Origin of the sequence: Stieleria marina (assembly GCA_007741555.1) — a bacterium.
In the GTDB taxonomy this organism is placed as follows: domain Bacteria; phylum Planctomycetota; class Planctomycetia; order Pirellulales; family Pirellulaceae; genus K23-9.
In genome coordinates this window covers 4,821,540-4,839,230 of record CP036526.1, presented here as the reverse complement: position 1 = coordinate 4,839,230, position 17,691 = coordinate 4,821,540, and the positions used below count along the sequence as shown (strand labels likewise).

Sequence of the window (17,691 nt, the reverse complement as noted above, 5' to 3'; positions counted from 1 at the left end):
GTTTTGGGTACCGGAATGATGATCCCGAACTCGGAGCGTCTTGTTCGGCTTCCTTTTCCTGCTCATCGCAAATAGTTTGCTTCGCGGAACCTCTGTGGCTTGTCATGGCATCGCTTTACGTTGTACGCGGACGCGACCAAGGAAAGCATTTCCAGATTACCGCGTCGATCGCACGGATCGGCCGCGACGCGTCCAGCCATGTGCAGTTGTTCGACACGGAAGCTTCCCGCAGTCACGCGGAGATTCGAATTGCCCCCGATGAGACCTGTGAAATGGTCGATCTGGGCAGCAGCAACGGAACACGCGTCAATGGGCAGCGGATCAATCGGCACAATTTGGTCAGCGGTGATCGAATCGAAATCGGCCAGACGCTCCTGATCTACACCGGGATCTCGCAGCCGGTCGGCATCGATGCGGCTCACCGTGTCGACATTGTTCGTCAAACACGCGAAGACGACGGCAGCCGAATCGTGTCGTCGCTGTCGCAGGTGGTGCCAAAACCTGCGGAATTAAACGCAGCGATCGAATCGGGCAAACGTGATACGGACACGGATCGTTCATTGGAAGTGATGTATCTGACGGCCATCGCGGTCGGACGCACCGATGATTTGGACCAAGTGTTGAATCGAATTTTGCGGTTGGTTTTTGACTGGGTGGATGCCGATCGCGGCTGCATTATGTTGCGTGACAATGAAAGCAACCAGCTTCGGCCGGCGGCACGCTGTGACCGTGACGACAGCAACGCGACCAAGTCAGCACGCATGTCGATTAGCTATACGATTTTGGATTATGTGCTGAAGCGAAAAGAAGGCGTGCGTACCAGCAATGCCAAAGACGACGACCGGTTTGATTCGGCGGCGTCGATTGTGCACGGAGGAGTCCGCGAAGCGTTGTGTGTGCCTCTGCAAGGACGCTATGACATTGTCGGGGCTCTTTACATCGACACGTTTACACCGCCGGGAAAAATGATTGCGGCCGGTAGTGTGCAGCGATTTACCGATGACCATCTCCGTTTGATCACTGCGATCGGTCATCAAGCGGCCTTGGCAATCGAAGACACGTTTTACTACTCGGCTTTGGTGCAAAGCGAGCGGCTAGCTGCGATGGGGCAAACCATTGCGACTTTGTCTCACCACGTCAAAAACATTTTGCAAGGTATTCGTGGCGGTGGCTACTTAATCGAAACTGGGCTAGAGCGAGAAGACACCGACGCGGTTCGGCGTGGTTGGAGGATCGTGGACAAAAACCAAGATCGAATCTCCAACTTGGTCATGGACATGCTGACGTTTTCCAAAGAGCGCGAACCCGAGCGGGTCGAAGCTGATCTGAATGAACAAGTTCGCGACGTGGTGGAACTGATGCAGACGCACGCAAGCGACCTGGGGGTTCAACTGAAAATGCAACTCGACGGCGAACTGCCCGAAGCGTATTTTGATCCCGATGCGATGCACCGCGCGATCTTGAACTTAGTGACCAATGCAATCGACGCCGCGGCCGAAGCGGCGGCGGACGAAGACGAACCGGTCGACTATTCCGATTCGCTGTTGCAATCCAGTTTGGGCGCCGAACCGCCACCGCCCGCCAAAGCAATGGTGCCCAAGGTGATGGTCAGAACCAGTTTTGATTCCGTTGCCGGCTGGTTGATTGATGTGCTGGACAACGGTCGCGGCGTGGCAGAGGAAGACCGCAACAAGATCTTTTCGCTGTTCGAATCACGCAAAGGGGCACGCGGCACCGGACTGGGATTGCCGGTGAGCAACAAGATCTTGCGCGAACATGGTGGCGACATTCAGATCTTGGATGCGAAAGGCGGCGGCGCATGCTTTCGGTTGCGATTGCCCTGTGATGGCACCGATTGGGATCTACGTCGGCAATCCAAGACGAACATCTAGTTCAGTGGTCCGCATGGGTTTGCCTGCTGCTTGAAGGTCGCCGCGTATTTAGCTGACCGGTATGCTCACTCCCGGTGACTCGGGACGCACGACGCAGCAATTGCGACCGGAGTGTTTAGCGTGATAGAGGTTGGAGTCAGCGATTTGGAATAGTTTGTCCAACGATTCAGTTTCGCCGTGTTCGGTCCAGCAGATTCCGATACTGGCGGTGATCTTTAGCATCTCCGATTCAAACGGAATGCGTAACGCTTCGATCGCCGCTCGAAAACGATCAGCGATTCGCTCAGTCGAAAACTGGACGCAGTCGACAATCATCGCCACAAACTCTTCGCCGCCGTAACGATAGACCGTGTCGTATTTTCGGCAATTCTGAATCAGGCATTCGCCCACCGCTTTCAGAACCGCGTCGCCACCGGCGTGACCATAGGTGTCGTTGATCGATTTGAAGTGATCAATGTCGATCACCAGAATCCCGAACGATTTTTTCTGTCGGCGGTGATAGTCGACGACTCCGGGAACCTCGAATTCATAGGCTTCGCGGTTTTTTAGTCGGGTCAAAACATCGACCAGTGAACTGCGTTTCAGGTCTTGGTATTCTTGACGGAGTACTTCGACTTCGCTGTCCATGCCCATCGCCATGTCGATCAGTCGCTGCTTGGCAATTGATTCCATTTCGCCTAGCGAATCGAACGGAATTGAATCGAATTGGAAAAGCTTTTCGAAGCTCTTCCAGTGCTCCAACATTTGCTCGAAAATTTCTGCGAAAGCGATTGAATCGATCCCAAGCCATGCTTCGGCGACTCGTTTGGTTTCGTCGATCTGATGCACCGCGATATTGTCCGACGTCAGCAGCAGAGCCAAGCGTTCGGCCAGCTGAAACGGTTTTGTGCGGTGGTTCAGGATTAGCGGGTCGTATTGACCCACGGCATCGACCATGTGCTCGGGAAAATGCCACTTCTGAAGCATTTCTGCGCCGACGCCATAGCGATGAATCCCAAACATTTCCGATTCATCGACCGTGCAGACCGTTCCGTTTTCGTCGGTATCTAAATCTGAATAGAGCTTTGAGAAGGTATTGGCCAATCCGATTTGTCCAACATTCAGTACCAATCCCTGCAGAAATGATTCTTGAGAACTTCCGTTGGAACGTTCGCCGACTAATTGCGACGCGATGGCGGTCGCCAAGGACCGACGCCAAAATTGTTCGTAGTCGAATCCGTTTTCGTCTTTGGTTTCCAGAAGTGAAAACGAAAGCGCGATCAATCGCAACTTGCGCAGCCCCAGCACAACCACTGCTTGCGGCAAGCTGCCGATGGTGCGTTTGCATCCGACGATGGGAGAGTTGCAGTAAGCGATCAAGCGACCCGAGAGGTTGGGGTCGGAACTGATAACCTGTGTGATTTGGTCGATCGTCGATTCGCTTTGCGCAACCAGATCCAGAATTTCAGCGGCAACCGTCGGAGGAGACGGCACAGCAGCGTTATTCAGGACTTTGTTCAGGCAGTCGTGCATGATGGATGTCAGTATTTCGACGCGTGGGTCTACGAATTGATTTATGAGTGAATCGGCTTGGCTGGACTCAGGTACTGTTGCAATCGGCGTTCTTGAGGATCGATTTCTGGCATCAGTTCGCAACGATCGTGATGAGCTTGTGCTTCGACGAAAGTGGGGTCGATTTGGCGAGTGCTCAGGTCTCGCAGCAGGCACTGCAGGACCATCAACAGGTCGGACACTGATAGTAGGCCAACTAGCATCTTGTCTTTCACGACGGGTAAGCATGAAATTCGATTCTCAAGGAGGACGGACAACGCGGTGTGGATTTCTGTTTCGGGAGTCGCCATGCGAGGATTGTCGGTCATGACGTCGCAAACACGGTCGCCCGGTTTGGAAAGGATGTCTTGCCGACTGACGACGCCGGCCATGGATCCGTCTGTTCGCTTGACCATGAAGCGGCGAAAACCGGCTTCCTGCATCTTGAAAAGAGCATCCGCTTTTGGCATTTCGGGATCGACGGTGACGACATTGCTGGACATGTAAGTTTCGACGATGGCGTGTCCGCTAAGGATCGATTCCCAGTTGTCATCGATGCGGTTAAAGATCGAATTGCGTTTCGCCAAAATTTGACGCAGAGCGTGCGATCGCAAGTGAATCTCGTCGACTTCTTCTTCTTTGCGTTTCAGGTCCCCGCTACGTTTTTGCCATAGTCGTAAGTACAGCCCGCCAATGACCACCAAACAAAAGACACAGACCGCGATGGCGACTTCGGCTTTGTCATGAGCGGGTGGTGCGACGTCTGTCGCCGACACACCGCTGTTGGCTACTGCGGTATCGGTGGATCCAGGATGACCACCGCCCGTCGCGTTCGCTGGTTGGTTCGCGTCGATTTGCATGCTGACGCTTTGGAAACTCTGCCGCGTCGACGTGCTCAGAGCGTACAACGCGAAAAGTGCGCCCAGGATAATGAGCGCTAACACAGCTGCCGATTCGACGGCGGCAACTCCGCGACGATTCGTCATTCGATCTTGCGTGTATGGCATGATGAAAGGCTTGCGCATATCAGTGGAAACATTCTGGTACTCAGACAACGGTTTCCCAACCTTAGGCCAGCGACAGCAACACGACGGCAGTTGGCAAAAAGACGCGGGCGAATGAGGGGTAACCCTCACCGACGCGGCGCGGTTGATGTGTACTTGCTACGCTCGGTTACATTCGACAAAGTGATGGCATGCCACAAAGTGAGGTCGATCGAGACTTCTCGCCGTCGATTCGGTGCAGAGCCAGACTTTCGGCCGAATGCTATCGAATTCCCAAACAAAGATTCATGATCGATTTTGTTGCAACCTTCATTGTCTTCTTCGCTGTGATTGATCCCATTGGAACGGTGCCGGTGTTTGTCGCCGTGACGAAGCAATACGATGCAAAAGCCCGGCATCGCATTGCACTGATGGCTTCGGCGGTTGCCGCGGGGATTCTGCTTTTCTTTGTGCTTGTCGGCGAAGTAATATTGTCGGCGATGTCGGTTCCGCTCCCGGCGTTTCAGATCGCAGGCGGGATCGTGCTGTTTCTCTTTGCGCTTTCGATGATCTTTGGCGAGAGCAAACCGGACGAGGAAGTCCGGTTGGTGCTGGACCACCGTGACACCGCCATTTTTCCGCTTGCGGTTCCGTCGATCGCCAGTCCGGGAGCGATGCTTGCCGCCGTGCTGCTAACCGAAAACAGCCGCTTCACGGCGTGGCAACAACTACAGACCGTGGCTGTCATCACTGTCGTATTACTGATCGTCTACCTGCTGATGCTAGCGGCCGGCGTGATTGTCAAAGTCATCGGCACCAGCGGTGCAAGTGTGATCAGCCGAGTGATGGGGGTGATTCTATCGGCCGTCGCAGCCGAAAACACGCTCTCGGGAATCAAAATCTACTTCGCGCTGTAGCTGCCTTGGGGCGATCAATCGTCCGAACGCGGGCGTGGCACTTCGTCGATTGGAAAGCCGCGATACGGGCACCATCCGCGTGGTTTGCGTCGCAGGATTGCACAGAGTTGCCCGCTGGGTGTGAACGCTGCGACTTGAGCATCGTCTGTCACCGAGATTCCCAATTCTTCGTGAAGGCAAAGTCCGTTTTGCAATCGGTAGGTGTCGTGATCATCGACGTCGATGCGCGGCAAGTGAGTGACGGCCAACGCTGCGGGCATCAAGAGCGGTTCCAGCGGAGCGTCGCGAAGTTGATCGATAGTGACGGATTTGTCAACGTGAAAGGAGCCGATTTCTGTGCGCACCAAATGGGTCATCACGGCCATCGATTGGGCGGCCCGGGCGACATCGATTCCCAGTGTTCGAATGTAGGTGCCCGATCCGCACAACGTATCGAGCGTCATCATCGGAAAATCATAGTCGACCAAACTGAGCTCGTGGATCGAAACGGTCCGCGACGGCATGTCGACTTGCTCGCCGCGGCGTACGCGGTCATAGGCGCGTTGTCCGTCGACCCAAATCGCGGAGTAGGCCGGGGGAATCTGTTTGATCAGGCCGGTCAGGCCGGTGCAAGCGTCGTGCAATTGTTGGCGATTTGGCTGCGGCAGATCACCGTGTGAAACGAAGCCGTTTTCCAAGTCGCCGGTATCGCTGGACGCGCCCAGGCGAAACTTTCCGATGTACCGTTTGGGCTGGTCTTGCACGTAAGGGGTCAGCCGGACAGCCGATCCGATTCCCAGCAAAAGCACGCCTTCGGCCAGCGGATCCAGCGTGCCGCAGTGACCGACCTTGATTTTATCGGGCTTCAAGCGTCGCTGCACGATATTGACGACATCACGCGACGTCATTCCAGCGGGCTTGTTGCAATTGATAAAACCAAACACAGTGGTGACGCGAAAAAGAGGATCGCAAAAGTGATACGCCATCGGTAAAAACGGATCGATGGCTGAAACGATCGCCAAGTGATACATCAAATTTAGCCGAGGAGCGAGAAGCATGGCCAGCGAAGAAACCATTTTGCTAAAAGGGGCGCGTTTTGACGTCCATCAAATGCAACTGCAGGGCAGAGACGGAAAGACTTACGCTCGGGAAGTGATTCGGCATCGCGGCGCCGTCGTTTTGTTGCCAGTCATCGATGCGAACACCATTGTCATGATTCGCAATAGCCGGCCGACCGTGGGCGAAACGTTGCTGGAGTTGCCAGCAGGAACCCGAGAAGAGAATGAATCAGCCGAATTGACGGCCGGACGCGAATTGATCGAAGAAACCGGCTACTCTGCTGGGAGCTTGACTCCGCTCCATCAATTCTATTCTGCACCGGGGATTTGCGACGAACTGATGCACTTGTTCCTCGCCACTGACCTAACTGCTGGCGACGCAGCACGCGAAGCCACTGAACAGATTGTCAACCAGATTGTCACTCGTGAGGAAGCCTTGGAGCTGATTGCTTCGGGTAAAATTCGCGATGCCAAATCGTTGGTGGGGCTGTACGCTTTCCTCTATTCACCCGTTGTCGCTGAGATGATTGAAACTTAACACGGGTTTTTTCCACAAAGTGAATCGATGGCTTGGCGGAGCTATAATGCTGGCCCGCTCGGCAGACCCCCACCTTTTACGTTCCGTTTAACTTTGGCATCTCCATGCACCGACTGACCTCCGGATTGTTTCTTTGTCTTTTGTTCGCAGTGATTGCTGCTGCTGATTCGTGGCCACAGTTTCGTGGTCCCAATGGTGATGGCAAAGTCGATGGACAAAACGTGCCAATTCGCTTTAGTGATTCCGACAATGTGTCTTGGAAAACTCCGCTGCCCGGAAAAGCTTGGTCGTCGCCCGTCGTGGCCGACGGTGTCGTCTGGTTGACGACGGCCATCGAAGTTTTTCCGACGGAAGAAGAACGCATTGAGATACTGACCAAAAAAGGAATCGAGCCCAAGAAGTTCAAGCAGCTACAAGTTGCCAAGCAGATTGATCTCAAGGTTTTGTCCGTTGATTTGGAAAGCGGAGCGGTCACACGCACCATTGATTTGACGTCGGTCGAAGAGCCCGATTCGATCCATTCGCTCAACAGTTACGCGTCGCCGACACCAGTGATCGATGGAGACAACATCTACTGTCACTTTGGGACCTACGGCACGTTTTGTTTGTCTCGGGAAACCGGCACCATCAAGTGGCAACGCAAATTCCCACTGTCGCATTCCGTCGGACCGGGAAGCTCGCCACTTATTCACGGCGATTCGCTGGTGCTGATTCAAGACGGGATCAATTCGCAGTACGTCGTTTCGTTGAACAAAGCGACCGGCGAAACTCTGTGGAAAACGGATCGCCCCGAGATGGATGCTCCCGACGGCGAACAAAAGAAGGCGTACAGCACCCCGATTGCGATCACGGACCAGCAAGGCCGCGATCAATTGATCTGCATGGCTTCGCAGTGGATGGTCGCCTACGAACCAAAGACGGGAGCGGAGATTTGGAAAGTCCGCCACGGCAAAGGTTTTTCGGTGGTGCCGCGTCCGGTCTACAACGACGGTGTGGTTTACTTTGCAACGGGATTTGGCAGCGGAAAATTATGGGCCGTCAGCGTCGACGGGGCCGGTGACGTCACGGACACGCATTTCAAATGGGAAAGCAGCAAGAGCATTCCGTCCAAGCCTTCGCCGTTGCTGCATGACGGATTGATCTACGTGATTGCCGATGACGGAATCGCCAGTTGTTTTGACGCGGAATCGGGCGATCAGATTTGGAAGAAACGGATCGGCGGTAAATTTTCGGCATCGCCCCTTTTCGTTGGAGGCTACATCTACTTGGGGTCGCACGAAGGAGTCGTCACCGTATTGAAACCAGGCAAGCAAGCGGTCGTGGCAGCGGAGAATAAATTGCCCGGCCAGATCATGGCGTCGCCCGCTGTCGTTGACAATGCTCTGATCCTGCGGACTTCCGAGGCTCTGTATCGGATCGAATCGAAGTAGCCGATGTTGCCCCTCAGCGGCTGAAAACTTGCGAGTGGCAGCGAGCGAACTTTCCAGTTCGCTACACTGCGCCGAAAAATTGAATTAGCTTTCTCACGCGAAAAAAGTCTTTATGTCACTCAGTATTATGCGGCGGTTTACATTCTGTGCCGGTCACCGATTGGTGGGGCACGAAGGCAAATGCCAGAATCTCCATGGGCACAATTACGTCATCGAAGTCTACGTCACGGGCGAGCAGCAGGATTCGATCGGGCGTATCTTGGATTTCAAGCAGTTGAAGAATCGTGTGAACGGTTGGTTGGACGAAAACTGGGACCACACGTTCATTTTGTGGGATCAGGACGATAATGGTTTGGCGGCGATTCGATCGTCCAAGCCGCACCGTATCTACGAACTAGATTGCAATCCGACAGCCGAAAATATGGCCTCGCACTTTCTGAAAGTCGTCTGCCCAACGATTCTGGACGGCACCGGTGCGACTGCGTTTAAAGTACGCTTGTGGGAGAGCGACGAAACGAGCAGTGAAGTAACCACTGACTGATACGATGGGAAACCTGTCGTGTTAGTGACCAAAGCGATCGACTTGAATGGAGTCTTTTGACTCAACGGTGCTTCGACCGAACAGTGTTTTCACCAACGAGGGAGATTCAATGAGTACCGAACAACGATTTGTTGCACCGCGATTTGTGGCACCAGGTTCGGGAATGCAATACGACGTTCTGGGCGGCGATCAAATCACGATCAAAGCGACGGCAAAGGATACGGGCGGCGCGATGACAATCCTGGAGACCACGGTGCCCGCTGGTGCTGGGCCGCCACGGCACATGCATTCGCGGGAATCCGAGACATTCTATGTGCTCGAAGGAGAGTTCGAATTTGAAGTCGATGGTGAAACAACGCGTGCCTCGGTTGGTGCGTTTCTGAGTGCACCGCCCAACGTGCCGCATCAGTTTCGCAATGTTGCGGATCAGCCGGGGCGGCTGTTGATTGTTTGCCAGCCTGGCGGGTTTGAAGATTTTGTCTCAGATTTCGCGTCGCTGCCAACCGATCAGCCGCCCGACATGGCCAGAATGGCCCAAATCGGTGCTGATCATGGCGTGACATTCCTGCCACCTGCGTAGCGATTGCTGGCCGGGGTGTCGTTCGCGATTGTTCGCTCCCTGTGGAACGAATCTTTTTTGAAGAGATTGTTTTTTGCGGAATGGCGTAAGCCATCCGGTCTTCGTCGCACCGGACGACGCGCGCCGTTCCGCTAACAGGCTCGCGCCGTGCCGCTCGCAGTTGACCCCGTTTCAAAAAGCGACTTGCCCTTTCACTGGCTACCTCTTTGTGGCGGGGCGATGGTAGCTATACTAAGTTGCACTATTCACGGAACTGTCTGGGCGATGAGATTGATTCGATTGCGGATCACTTCAGCAAGCTTGTAGTGATAGCATCGCGGTGAATGGTTTAATTACTCGATTCGCACATGCATGAGAGCGGGGGCCTGTGGATTCCGACGCGCTAGAGAGTTCCGAGAACCACGAGAGCCACTCGCACCCGTCTGTCAGGTTGGACGATTCTCAACTGACCGAAACGCGTGCTTCTGGGTTTTGGCGGGATGTTCCTTTTCCCGTCGCCGATGTGATGCAGCGGCTTCGTGACTCCGATCAATTCTCCGAGTCCCAGTTGGATCTCATCCATGTCGAATTGAAGGCGTCGCTGGCGGTCGTGCAGTCGGAGAACATCAGCTACGACATCTCCATGGGCATGACGTTGGCCAACTACCAAGTCGAGCGATTGATTGGGACCGGTGGGGCAGGCCATGTCTATTTGGCAAGGACCGAATCCGGGGATCCTGTCGCGTTAAAAGTACTGCGAAAATCACGCCTGTCCCCGCGGTTTCGTCGAGAGATGGAAATCGTGGAGCGTTTGGCTCATCCTAATATTGTGGTCGCTTATGATACCGGGCACGAAGATCGCTTCGCTTTTATCGCGATGGAGCATTTGCGTGGGCCGGATCTGCAGCATCACGTCAAACGCGACGGACCGATCGATTGGAAGCAGTCGATCGACATCATCCGTCAAGCAGCACTGGGGCTGGAACATGCGCATGATCGTGGCTTGGTTCACCGTGATGTCAAACCAGGAAATCTGCTTTGGGATGACAATGACGTTATCAAGGTCGCGGATCTAGGACTGGCTTCGTCGACCACTCTGTTGGGCGACGCGGATAGTGATGGTAGCTTTCAGACGCGTGATTCGGTGGTTGCGGGCACGCCGGAGTTCATGTCGCCCGAACAGGCCAAGGCATTTTCCGATGCGACCGTACAGTCTGACATTTATTCGTTAGGCGCGACTTGGTTCTATCTGTTGACGGGACGCGCTCGAGTGCCCGGTTCGACGTTTGTAGAAAAACTATCCAGTCTCGTCAAAGGCACAGATCTAGAAGAGATGCCCGAGGGACTGATGCCTTCGAAGCTGACAAAGATCTGGCGCATGATGGTCGAATATGACGTCGAAGCGCGCTGGCAAACCATGCGTCAGTTGATCAGTGCGATCGATGAAGCTCACGTAACCAGCCAAACGACTTCACCGAAGGAGACGATCGATGTGTTGATTGTCGAGGACAATCAAGACGATCTTTATTTGACGATTGAAATGCTGAGCCGCTTGAATCGTTCGATCGTCATTAAGAAAGCCAGCACGATGAAACGGGCGACCGAGATTTGCAAGGCAAACGACCCGTTTGATGTGATTTTGTTGGATCTGCAGTTGTCCGACAGTTTTGGTATCGCGACCGTCGTCAATATGAAAGAGCATGCCGGAGACGCACCGATTGTGGTCCTGACGGGAAACGACGATGCCAAGGCCGGGCAAGCGTGCATCGAAGCGGGAGCCGAAGAGTACGTTTACAAGAATGCCTTGAACGCACAGCAATTAGAACGTCTCCTTTTCATCGCGCAGAGCCGCGCGTCGCACCGCGAATAGACTGCTCCGATTGTTTTGGCCAACTAGTCGCCAAGCACACTAGCGGTGGCTGATTTTCGCATGGTTTCCATTTCGTGCGGCACAGCATCAGGCAAGCAGTTCGCCAACTCTTGTACCGACGATGCCGTCTGAAGCGCGCGCAGGACGATCGGTAGCGGTTGCGGCCAGATTTCCAGGAAATCCATTTCGCCAGCGTCTTCAGTGCTAAATGCAAGCTGTTCGATCGGCGGGACAAACTGCGCGTCGACGCCCGGTTTGTTGCCTCGTGCGTCGATGCGATACCAGCCGAAATCTGCCAAGTAGACGGCGTTCAAGCCGTGTAAGCAGTAAGGCGGTTGATCGTCGCTGACCGTTAGACGTTGATAACAAAAGCCAGCAGGGATTTTGTTGGCACGCAACAGCGCCGCTAGCAGATGACTTTTGGCATAGCAGTAGCCGGTTCCAGCGTGAAGCACATCCGATGCGCGGCACGTGACTTCTGTTCGCTGGTGGTCCAAGCTGTGTTGCACGTTGTCGCGAACCCAACGAAAGGTCGCTGCGGCAATCGATACGTCATCGCTGGCCGCTTGTCGCAGTTCTTGTGCTAAGTTCCGAATGGCATTGTCGCCGAAATCAACTATTTCGGTCGCAATCAAAAATTCATGCATGTTTGGTGGTGAATCCAAATGTTTGTCCAGCTTCTGTCGTTGAGTCTCAGCGAGGAATCAATCAAGTGTACTGCTAAGGGCTGCCGATTTTGACTGGCCTGAAGCGAACAATCATGTTCTTGCGTATTTGAGCCGGCTTTGTCACTGTTCTGTCGAAACTGCTATCGCTTCGGTGGCCTTGCTTTTGCTAACGGCGAGGCTGGTTCATGGTCCTCGCTTGGTCTGCTGACATGAGTTTCTCCCATTGCTGTGTGGCGTTCACCGCTGCAGCTTGTTTGTTCGGTACGCCGGGATGTAAGGCTGCGCAGAAAGATGAGTCGACCGATCTGAACTCTTTATTGCAAACGGTTTCCTACGAACCATCGCTTCCCGCACCGTCACCGACAGTCGCGCCGGCTCAACCGAATCAGGAATCAACCCTAGCCGATGCTGGTTTGGACCTAAGTAAAAAGGCTGTTTCGTTTCAGCGATCCGTCGGCAAGGGAATGAAATCAATCACGCGTCTTTTGCTTCGTGGTGTGTTTAAAATCGCGGAATCCGCATTGGGGATTGACGATGAAAATGAAGACGTCAAGATTCGAGAGGAGACCGAGCGACACACCGAGCGATGGTATGACACTCATCGGATTTTGCCTCACGAACGGTAGTTTGTGTGGTGCCTAATCGTTAGGTCAATTTGGCTCACTCGCTTTACCGGGGCTTTCCGGTTCGCGTCATTCGACTTCATGGCCGTGTTGGTGAGCTAGAACGACATGCTCTTTCGACGCCGTCTTCAAACCATTGCCGCGGTTGACGACGATCGGCGATGAACCGTCAGCCAGCGCGATCTGCAAATCGCTCGATGGACTACGCCCAAGGCAATCGGGCGACGCCCCATTGGCCGTTGTTCTCGTCGACGCCAATTTCGATCCAGGTGAGTGCGTTGCCAAACTGTTCCTTTGTTTGCGCCATCACCCTTTCGGCGATAACACGAGCGATCTCTTCAGCTGTCGTATTGACGACCGGCAGGATCACGCAGTCTTCGTTGGGAAAGACCCAGCGACGATCGCGAAATGTGGCTGTCGTTTCTTTTTCGTCTTGGGTGATTTTGATTTCCGCGTGATCCCTTGGCAGGATGACGTGGTGATCCATCTGCAGGGTCTCTTTTAGGACAGCATCGCGAAGGGCAATGAAATCGACCACATAACGGTTGTCGTCCAGCGGTCCTTCGACGCTCGCTCGCACACCATAGTTGTGGCCGTGGATGCGTTCGCAAATGTCGCCCGCGAACGTAATGAAATGAGCCGCCGAAAAAACAAATTGTTCTTTGGTGACATCAACGCGGAAAGTGGGTTCAGGCATAGAGGTGTTGGTCAGTAGTGAGTGCTGGGTTCTGGCTGTCTTGGAATCAACCAATCCGTCACCGAGAAGTTAGTTTGAACCGGTTCGAAGCAGGACGTACAGCGCGGCTGCGATCAAATCGGCCGTTGTTCCGGGGTTAAGTCGATTGGAATCGCTGCGAAGATAGTCGTCAAATCGTGCGATGCTGGCGGGGTCGTGGCGATCAACTTCAGCGGCACGTCTTTGTACTTCGTTGGCAACTTCCTCGCCACACTTGCGGCTGATCAGCGTGTCGGGACTGAATGCCAGCAGTCGAAGATGCGATTCGGCAATACCATCCAATTTGTCTTTGCAGTACGTCAGCGATGATTCGACGACCGGCACGACATTGTCGAAAAAGTCCGCAAAATCGCTGGCGTATTGCAACGCGATGCGATCCCGCGACTGTGCTAATCTCATCGCCGCAACAATGTCGTAGTTTTGCGTAGCGATCGCGTTAACGTCCATTTCGTCGACGGTTCCCAGGCCCCCGGCCGTTGACACGGAGATGGTTTGCAGCAGGGCTTGAGAGTCATCGGGCGTAAAAGTCTTAAGTTGCTCCGCGACAACTGGTTGCCAATCGGACAGCGTTTTCATTTCCTGTTGTTCGTCGGCTGCGACCAGGGGAGCTAGCAGCAACAGGATGCCCAAGTTGACGTTGGTGTGCAGCGTTTCGGCGATTTCGCTGGCAGCCCGCAGTGTTCGCTGGCAGACGGGCGATTCCAAGTCTGCGAACGCGTCGCCCGTGATTCGCGCGGCGGCTACAAAATCCGTGAACGATAGATCGTCAAACGAAGCACCCGGATGAACATTGCCGGCTTTCGGGGCGCTTGCTTCCAACGTGCAAGCGGTCAAAACTGCGATGCTAGGCGAAGAGCTTCGGCCCAAAATATCGTCCAGCGCATCGGTCATGATCGATTGTCCTCGATGTAGGCTTGTGAACGGTCGTTGCTACGACGGCGAAGCTGACGAAACGAAATCGGCGATCGCATCGATAGTTTCGGTTGGTGCGTCTTCGATGACGTAGTGACCCGCGTCGGCGATTTCGACAGTCTTCGCGTCGGGCCAAACCGTTTGGAAATGTTGCAGGCAGCGATCGTTGAAACACCAGTCTTTCATGCCCCACACCAACAGTGATGGTAGGTCGGCCAGCTTGGGCAGATCCATTTCCAGCTGTCGCAGCGTCGCGTACGTGGGATGGTTTTGCGAAAGTGGAATATCACGGACAAACGAATCCACTGCCACGCGGTTTGCCCAGTTGTTGTACGGGGCCAGCAAGCCGCGCGCGACGTCCGGGGACATTTGGTTCCGCGACATGGCCATTTTGACGGCAGGTCCTGCGAACAGATTCAGACCACGAATTGCGGCCGAACCCAGCAGTGGTGTTCGCAGAACGCCAATGCGTTTGGGGACGTACGGTGGTGGGAACGCACCCGTGTTGAGCAGCACGATGCGATTGAACCGTTCACGCCGGGCCACCAGCGATGACAATCCGATCGCCCCACCCCAATCGTGTGCGATCAAGGTGATATTTTTCAGGTCCAGCTGATCAATCAAAGCGACCAAGTTGTCGCGGTGATCGGCCATGGTGTAGCCGAACTGGTCGCGCCGCGGTTTGTCGCTGCGTCCGCAACCCAGGTGGTCCACGGCGACGACACGATGAGTATCGCGGAAGCGTTCGATGATACCGCGATAGTAGAAACTCCAGGTTGGGTTTCCGTGAACGCAAAGCAGTGTTTCGTCGCCGTCACCTTCATCAAGGTAACGCTGCGTAAAATCACCGACGCGAATTTCGGCGGATGGGTAAGGCAACAGGTCGGCGGCGATCGATTTCATAGAACCGATTTTGTAGTTTTGATCGCTTTTGGGGAAGGTGTGGACCAAGCCATGCGTTTCAATCGACCGCAACAGCCGATTTTTGCTGCCAAAATTGACGAGCGGCGCGAATGTACGGTGCGTGCGCCTGCAGCGAATCGGCCGAATGCTTTTTCAATTGGGTTTCGTAATCGGCGAGCCACTGCTGAAAAAAATCCACGGACGTTTTGCTGACACGACGCTGGTCATCAAAATCGATGTACCAAGGAGCACTGATCGCCGCTCGATAGTGGTCTTCGTACAGCGTGATGACTCGCATGATCACCCAGCCGCTTTCTTTCGCATTCAAGGGGGGAATGCGTCCTCCTGCTTTGGCAAATTCGTCCAGTCGCGCGCTGTAGTGGACTTTGTTGTTGTGAATGACCTCCAGATACTCGACCGGATCGCGAACCGACAGCGACAACTCGGGTTGAATCTGCAACACCTCGCCGGTTCGGCCCTTGAACACGTGTCCGGGGATCTTGCCTCCCAGCATGGGTCGTAGCAGCGGACCGTTTGTGGCGACACTCTGTCCTTGCCAAGCCGCGGCCCACCAGTCTTTAGGGGATTCAACCCGCTGGATCTGTGCATCGTTATAAGCGTCGCTGCTCATTTGAGCCACGTAGAGCCGGTTGTAACCGACCGGTGTTTTTGCAGAATCTGTCCCGCCGCCGGCCAGCGGTGGTAGGCGAAGTCCCGCGTCCAGGCAGTGACGATAGATTTCTTCGGCCCAACGTCCGACCGCTTGCCCGCCACCCAATCCGCCGCCGGGCGGTTTGCGTCCGGTTTTGACCGACAACACTTTGCGGTCCAAACGCAGCCAATCACCGATTACAAAAATCCCATCCACACGTTCGCTTGCCAACCAAACCGGAAGCGGCCAAGCAAATGGGTTTTCGATTGCGACACGAGTTTCGGTGCTGGCGTTCTTGGCGGCGACGACGTTGGCGATCGGAAGTAAGTCGTCGGGCGAAGCTTGCCGATCAGAAGCTTGCCGATCAGAAGCTTGCTGTGCAGTAGTGTCGTCTTCGCTGGTTTTGTCGCTTTCGGCGTCGTCAGCTGCGGATTTACCAGCACGACGTTGGTCACCATAGATGACCAGTCCATCATGGTGCACCGCGTCGGTGGAAATCCAAATCGGTTCGCACCCGATCGGATCATCCTTGTCGCGATGGGGGATCGGGGCAGCCGCCATGTCTCCCAGCGTGGTGGCCAAATGGAGGTCTTCGGACGCCATTCGCAGCGGCAAACTTTGCGGAGCCGCAACCACCAGGCAGTCGCCGCTGGTCCATCCATTTTCGATCATGCTGACCATTCGCGGAAGCTGGACCGTGTGGTCATCCAAGCTGCTACGTTCCAGCGTAAAGGTGCCCGTGATGACACGGTACTCGGGGCCTCGGATCATCCGAAACGCATACGGTCCGTCGGCCAATGTCAATTCGGTCGATCGATCCAGCACCACACCGATACCCGCGGAAACGGTTCGCCGAATCGGAATCATTTTTCCCGCGGGATTGCCTCGCCAGATTTGCGCCCGAGTGATGGTTGGCGATTGATCCGATTCTTCTTGGCAGATCAGTGTCAGCGAACCACCGGCGGCGTTGACGGGCGTTGGCCCAACCCATGGCGGTACGATCAAGACGGTCAAAGCGAAAAGCCAAACGTGTGCGGTCGTCCGGCGGAACAGAGGCAAAGCAATCGCTTCGCATCCGATTTGCTTGCGTCGATCGCGATGAAGTGTAAAGATTGCGGTCATGGTTTCTCCTTTCGCCTCCCCTTGGCTCATCTCAAACATGAAATATAGCTACCTCGAACTGTCCAAGATGATCGACCATGCTTTGTTGTCGCCGACGTTGGACCAAGACGCGTTGGAATTGGGCTGCCGAACTGCAGCGGCCTACGACGTGGCTAGCATTTGCATCATGCCCTATTACGTCAGTCGATGTGCAGAAGTATTGCAAGGCACAACGGTTCTGCCCAGCACGGTGATTGGGTTCCCGCACGGTGGACAGGCAACAAGCACCAAGGTTGCCGAGGCGAAAACGGCCGTCGCTGATGGAGCCATCGAGCTAGATATGGTCGTCAATATTTCGGCCGTCTTGAGCGAACGGTGGGATTTGGTTCGATCGGAAATCCAAGCGATCGTCGATGTTGCGCACGCGGCGGATCGCAAAGTGAAGGTCATTTTCGAGAATTGTTACCTGCAGGATGCTCACAAAATACGACTTTGTCAGATCGCGTGCGAAGTCGGTGCGGACTGGGTGAAAACGTCGACGGGTTTTGGAACCGGCGGAGCCACCATCGAAGACTTGAAACTGATGCTGCAGCACTCGCCCGCGCCGATGCAAGTCAAAGCAGCGGGCGGCGTCCGCGATTTGGAAAAACTGATCGAGGTAAAAGAGCTAGGCGTGACTCGAGTTGGTGCCAGTGCAACGGCAGCGATTCTGGATCCCGCACGTAAACAACTCGAAATGCCTCCAATCGGCGGACTCGATGACACCTCATCGACAGGCTATTGAGCGGGCTACGAAAGA

General features: G+C 54.7%; 17 protein-coding genes. 9 read left to right on the top strand and 8 right to left on the bottom strand.

Annotation, left to right across the window (positions count from 1 at the left end; genetic code table 11):
- Nucleotides 1-104: 104 nt before the first annotated feature.
- A complete protein-coding gene (locus tag K239x_RS17190; protein WP_145419456.1) occupies nt 105-1,892 on the top strand; it encodes an ATP-binding protein in 1,788 nt (595 codons plus the stop codon).
- A 48-nt stretch (nt 1,893-1,940) separates the two neighbouring features.
- Here the strand turns inward: K239x_RS17190 and K239x_RS17185 are convergent, their stop codons facing one another.
- Complete coding sequence (locus K239x_RS17185) at nt 1,941-3,404, bottom strand: sensor domain-containing diguanylate cyclase (protein ID WP_419189085.1); 1,464 nt, start codon at nt 3,402-3,404, stop codon at nt 1,941-1,943.
- A 41-nt stretch (nt 3,405-3,445) separates the two neighbouring features.
- Nucleotides 3,446-4,429, bottom strand: a complete 984-nt coding sequence (locus tag K239x_RS17180; RefSeq protein WP_419189084.1) for a CBS domain-containing protein — start codon at nt 4,427-4,429, stop codon at nt 3,446-3,448.
- Between the two features lie 284 nt (nt 4,430-4,713).
- Between K239x_RS17180 and K239x_RS17175 the strand changes: the two genes are divergently transcribed.
- On the top strand, nt 4,714-5,322 hold the full coding sequence (locus K239x_RS17175; RefSeq protein WP_145419453.1) for a MarC family protein: 609 nt from the start codon (nt 4,714-4,716) through the stop codon (nt 5,320-5,322).
- Between the two features lie 14 nt (nt 5,323-5,336).
- Here K239x_RS17175 and truB read toward each other — a convergent pair whose 3' ends face one another.
- Nucleotides 5,337-6,359 (bottom strand): tRNA pseudouridine(55) synthase TruB, encoded by a 1,023-nt coding sequence (truB, locus tag K239x_RS17170; RefSeq protein WP_419189083.1) that lies wholly within the window; start codon nt 6,357-6,359, stop codon nt 5,337-5,339.
- Between truB and K239x_RS17165 the strand changes: the two genes are divergently transcribed.
- From K239x_RS17165 to K239x_RS17145, 5 genes are all read left to right on the top strand, one after another.
- Nucleotides 6,358-6,897 carry an NUDIX hydrolase gene (locus K239x_RS17165; RefSeq protein WP_145419451.1) on the top strand — a complete coding sequence of 180 codons (540 nt, stop codon included), beginning with the start codon at nt 6,358-6,360 and terminating at the stop codon, nt 6,895-6,897. The two genes, truB and K239x_RS17165, sit on opposite strands and share 2 nt — an antisense overlap.
- A 104-nt stretch (nt 6,898-7,001) precedes the next feature.
- Complete coding sequence (locus tag K239x_RS17160; RefSeq protein ID WP_145419450.1) at nt 7,002-8,327, top strand: outer membrane protein assembly factor BamB family protein; 1,326 nt, start codon at nt 7,002-7,004, stop codon at nt 8,325-8,327.
- A gap of 112 nt (nt 8,328-8,439) precedes the next feature.
- Nucleotides 8,440-8,868, top strand: coding sequence for a 6-pyruvoyl trahydropterin synthase family protein (locus tag K239x_RS17155; RefSeq protein ID WP_419189082.1), 429 nt, complete (start codon nt 8,440-8,442; stop codon nt 8,866-8,868).
- A gap of 109 nt (nt 8,869-8,977) precedes the next feature.
- Nucleotides 8,978-9,448 carry a quercetin 2,3-dioxygenase gene (locus K239x_RS17150; protein WP_419189081.1) on the top strand — a complete coding sequence of 157 codons (471 nt, stop codon included), beginning with the start codon at nt 8,978-8,980 and terminating at the stop codon, nt 9,446-9,448.
- Between the two features lie 430 nt (nt 9,449-9,878).
- On the top strand, nt 9,879-11,297 hold the full coding sequence (locus K239x_RS17145; RefSeq protein ID WP_145419448.1) for a protein kinase domain-containing protein: 1,419 nt from the start codon (nt 9,879-9,881) through the stop codon (nt 11,295-11,297).
- Nucleotides 11,298-11,320: 23 nt separating this feature from the next.
- Here the strand turns inward: K239x_RS17145 and K239x_RS17140 are convergent, their stop codons facing one another.
- Nucleotides 11,321-11,944 (bottom strand): transglutaminase-like domain-containing protein, encoded by a 624-nt coding sequence (locus K239x_RS17140; RefSeq protein WP_145419447.1) that lies wholly within the window; start codon nt 11,942-11,944, stop codon nt 11,321-11,323.
- Nucleotides 11,945-12,174: 230 nt separating this feature from the next.
- Between K239x_RS17140 and K239x_RS17135 the strand changes: the two genes are divergently transcribed.
- Nucleotides 12,175-12,591, top strand: coding sequence for a hypothetical protein (locus tag K239x_RS17135; protein ID WP_145419446.1), 417 nt, complete (start codon nt 12,175-12,177; stop codon nt 12,589-12,591).
- 199 nt (nt 12,592-12,790) lie between these two features.
- On the opposite strand, the gene K239x_RS17130 is transcribed toward K239x_RS17135, so the two are convergent.
- From K239x_RS17130 to K239x_RS17115, 4 genes are all read right to left on the bottom strand, one after another.
- Complete coding sequence (locus K239x_RS17130; RefSeq protein WP_145419445.1) at nt 12,791-13,285, bottom strand: 6-pyruvoyl trahydropterin synthase family protein; 495 nt, start codon at nt 13,283-13,285, stop codon at nt 12,791-12,793.
- A gap of 69 nt (nt 13,286-13,354) precedes the next feature.
- The gene (locus K239x_RS17125; protein WP_145419444.1) at nt 13,355-14,215 is read right to left on the bottom strand and encodes a triphosphoribosyl-dephospho-CoA synthase; all 861 of its coding nucleotides are present in this window, start codon (nt 14,213-14,215) and stop codon (nt 13,355-13,357) included.
- Nucleotides 14,216-14,254: 39 nt separating this feature from the next.
- Entirely contained in the window at nt 14,255-15,139 is an 885-nt protein-coding gene (locus tag K239x_RS17120; protein WP_145419443.1) for an alpha/beta fold hydrolase, read from the bottom strand.
- A 58-nt stretch (nt 15,140-15,197) separates the two neighbouring features.
- Nucleotides 15,198-16,913, bottom strand: coding sequence for a CehA/McbA family metallohydrolase domain-containing protein (locus tag K239x_RS17115; protein WP_419189080.1), 1,716 nt, complete (start codon nt 16,911-16,913; stop codon nt 15,198-15,200).
- 37 nt (nt 16,914-16,950) lie between these two features.
- On the opposite strand from K239x_RS17115, the gene deoC reads away from it, so the two are divergent.
- Complete coding sequence (gene deoC / locus K239x_RS17110; RefSeq protein WP_145419442.1) at nt 16,951-17,676, top strand: deoxyribose-phosphate aldolase; 726 nt, start codon at nt 16,951-16,953, stop codon at nt 17,674-17,676.
- Nucleotides 17,677-17,691 lie beyond the last annotated feature (15 nt).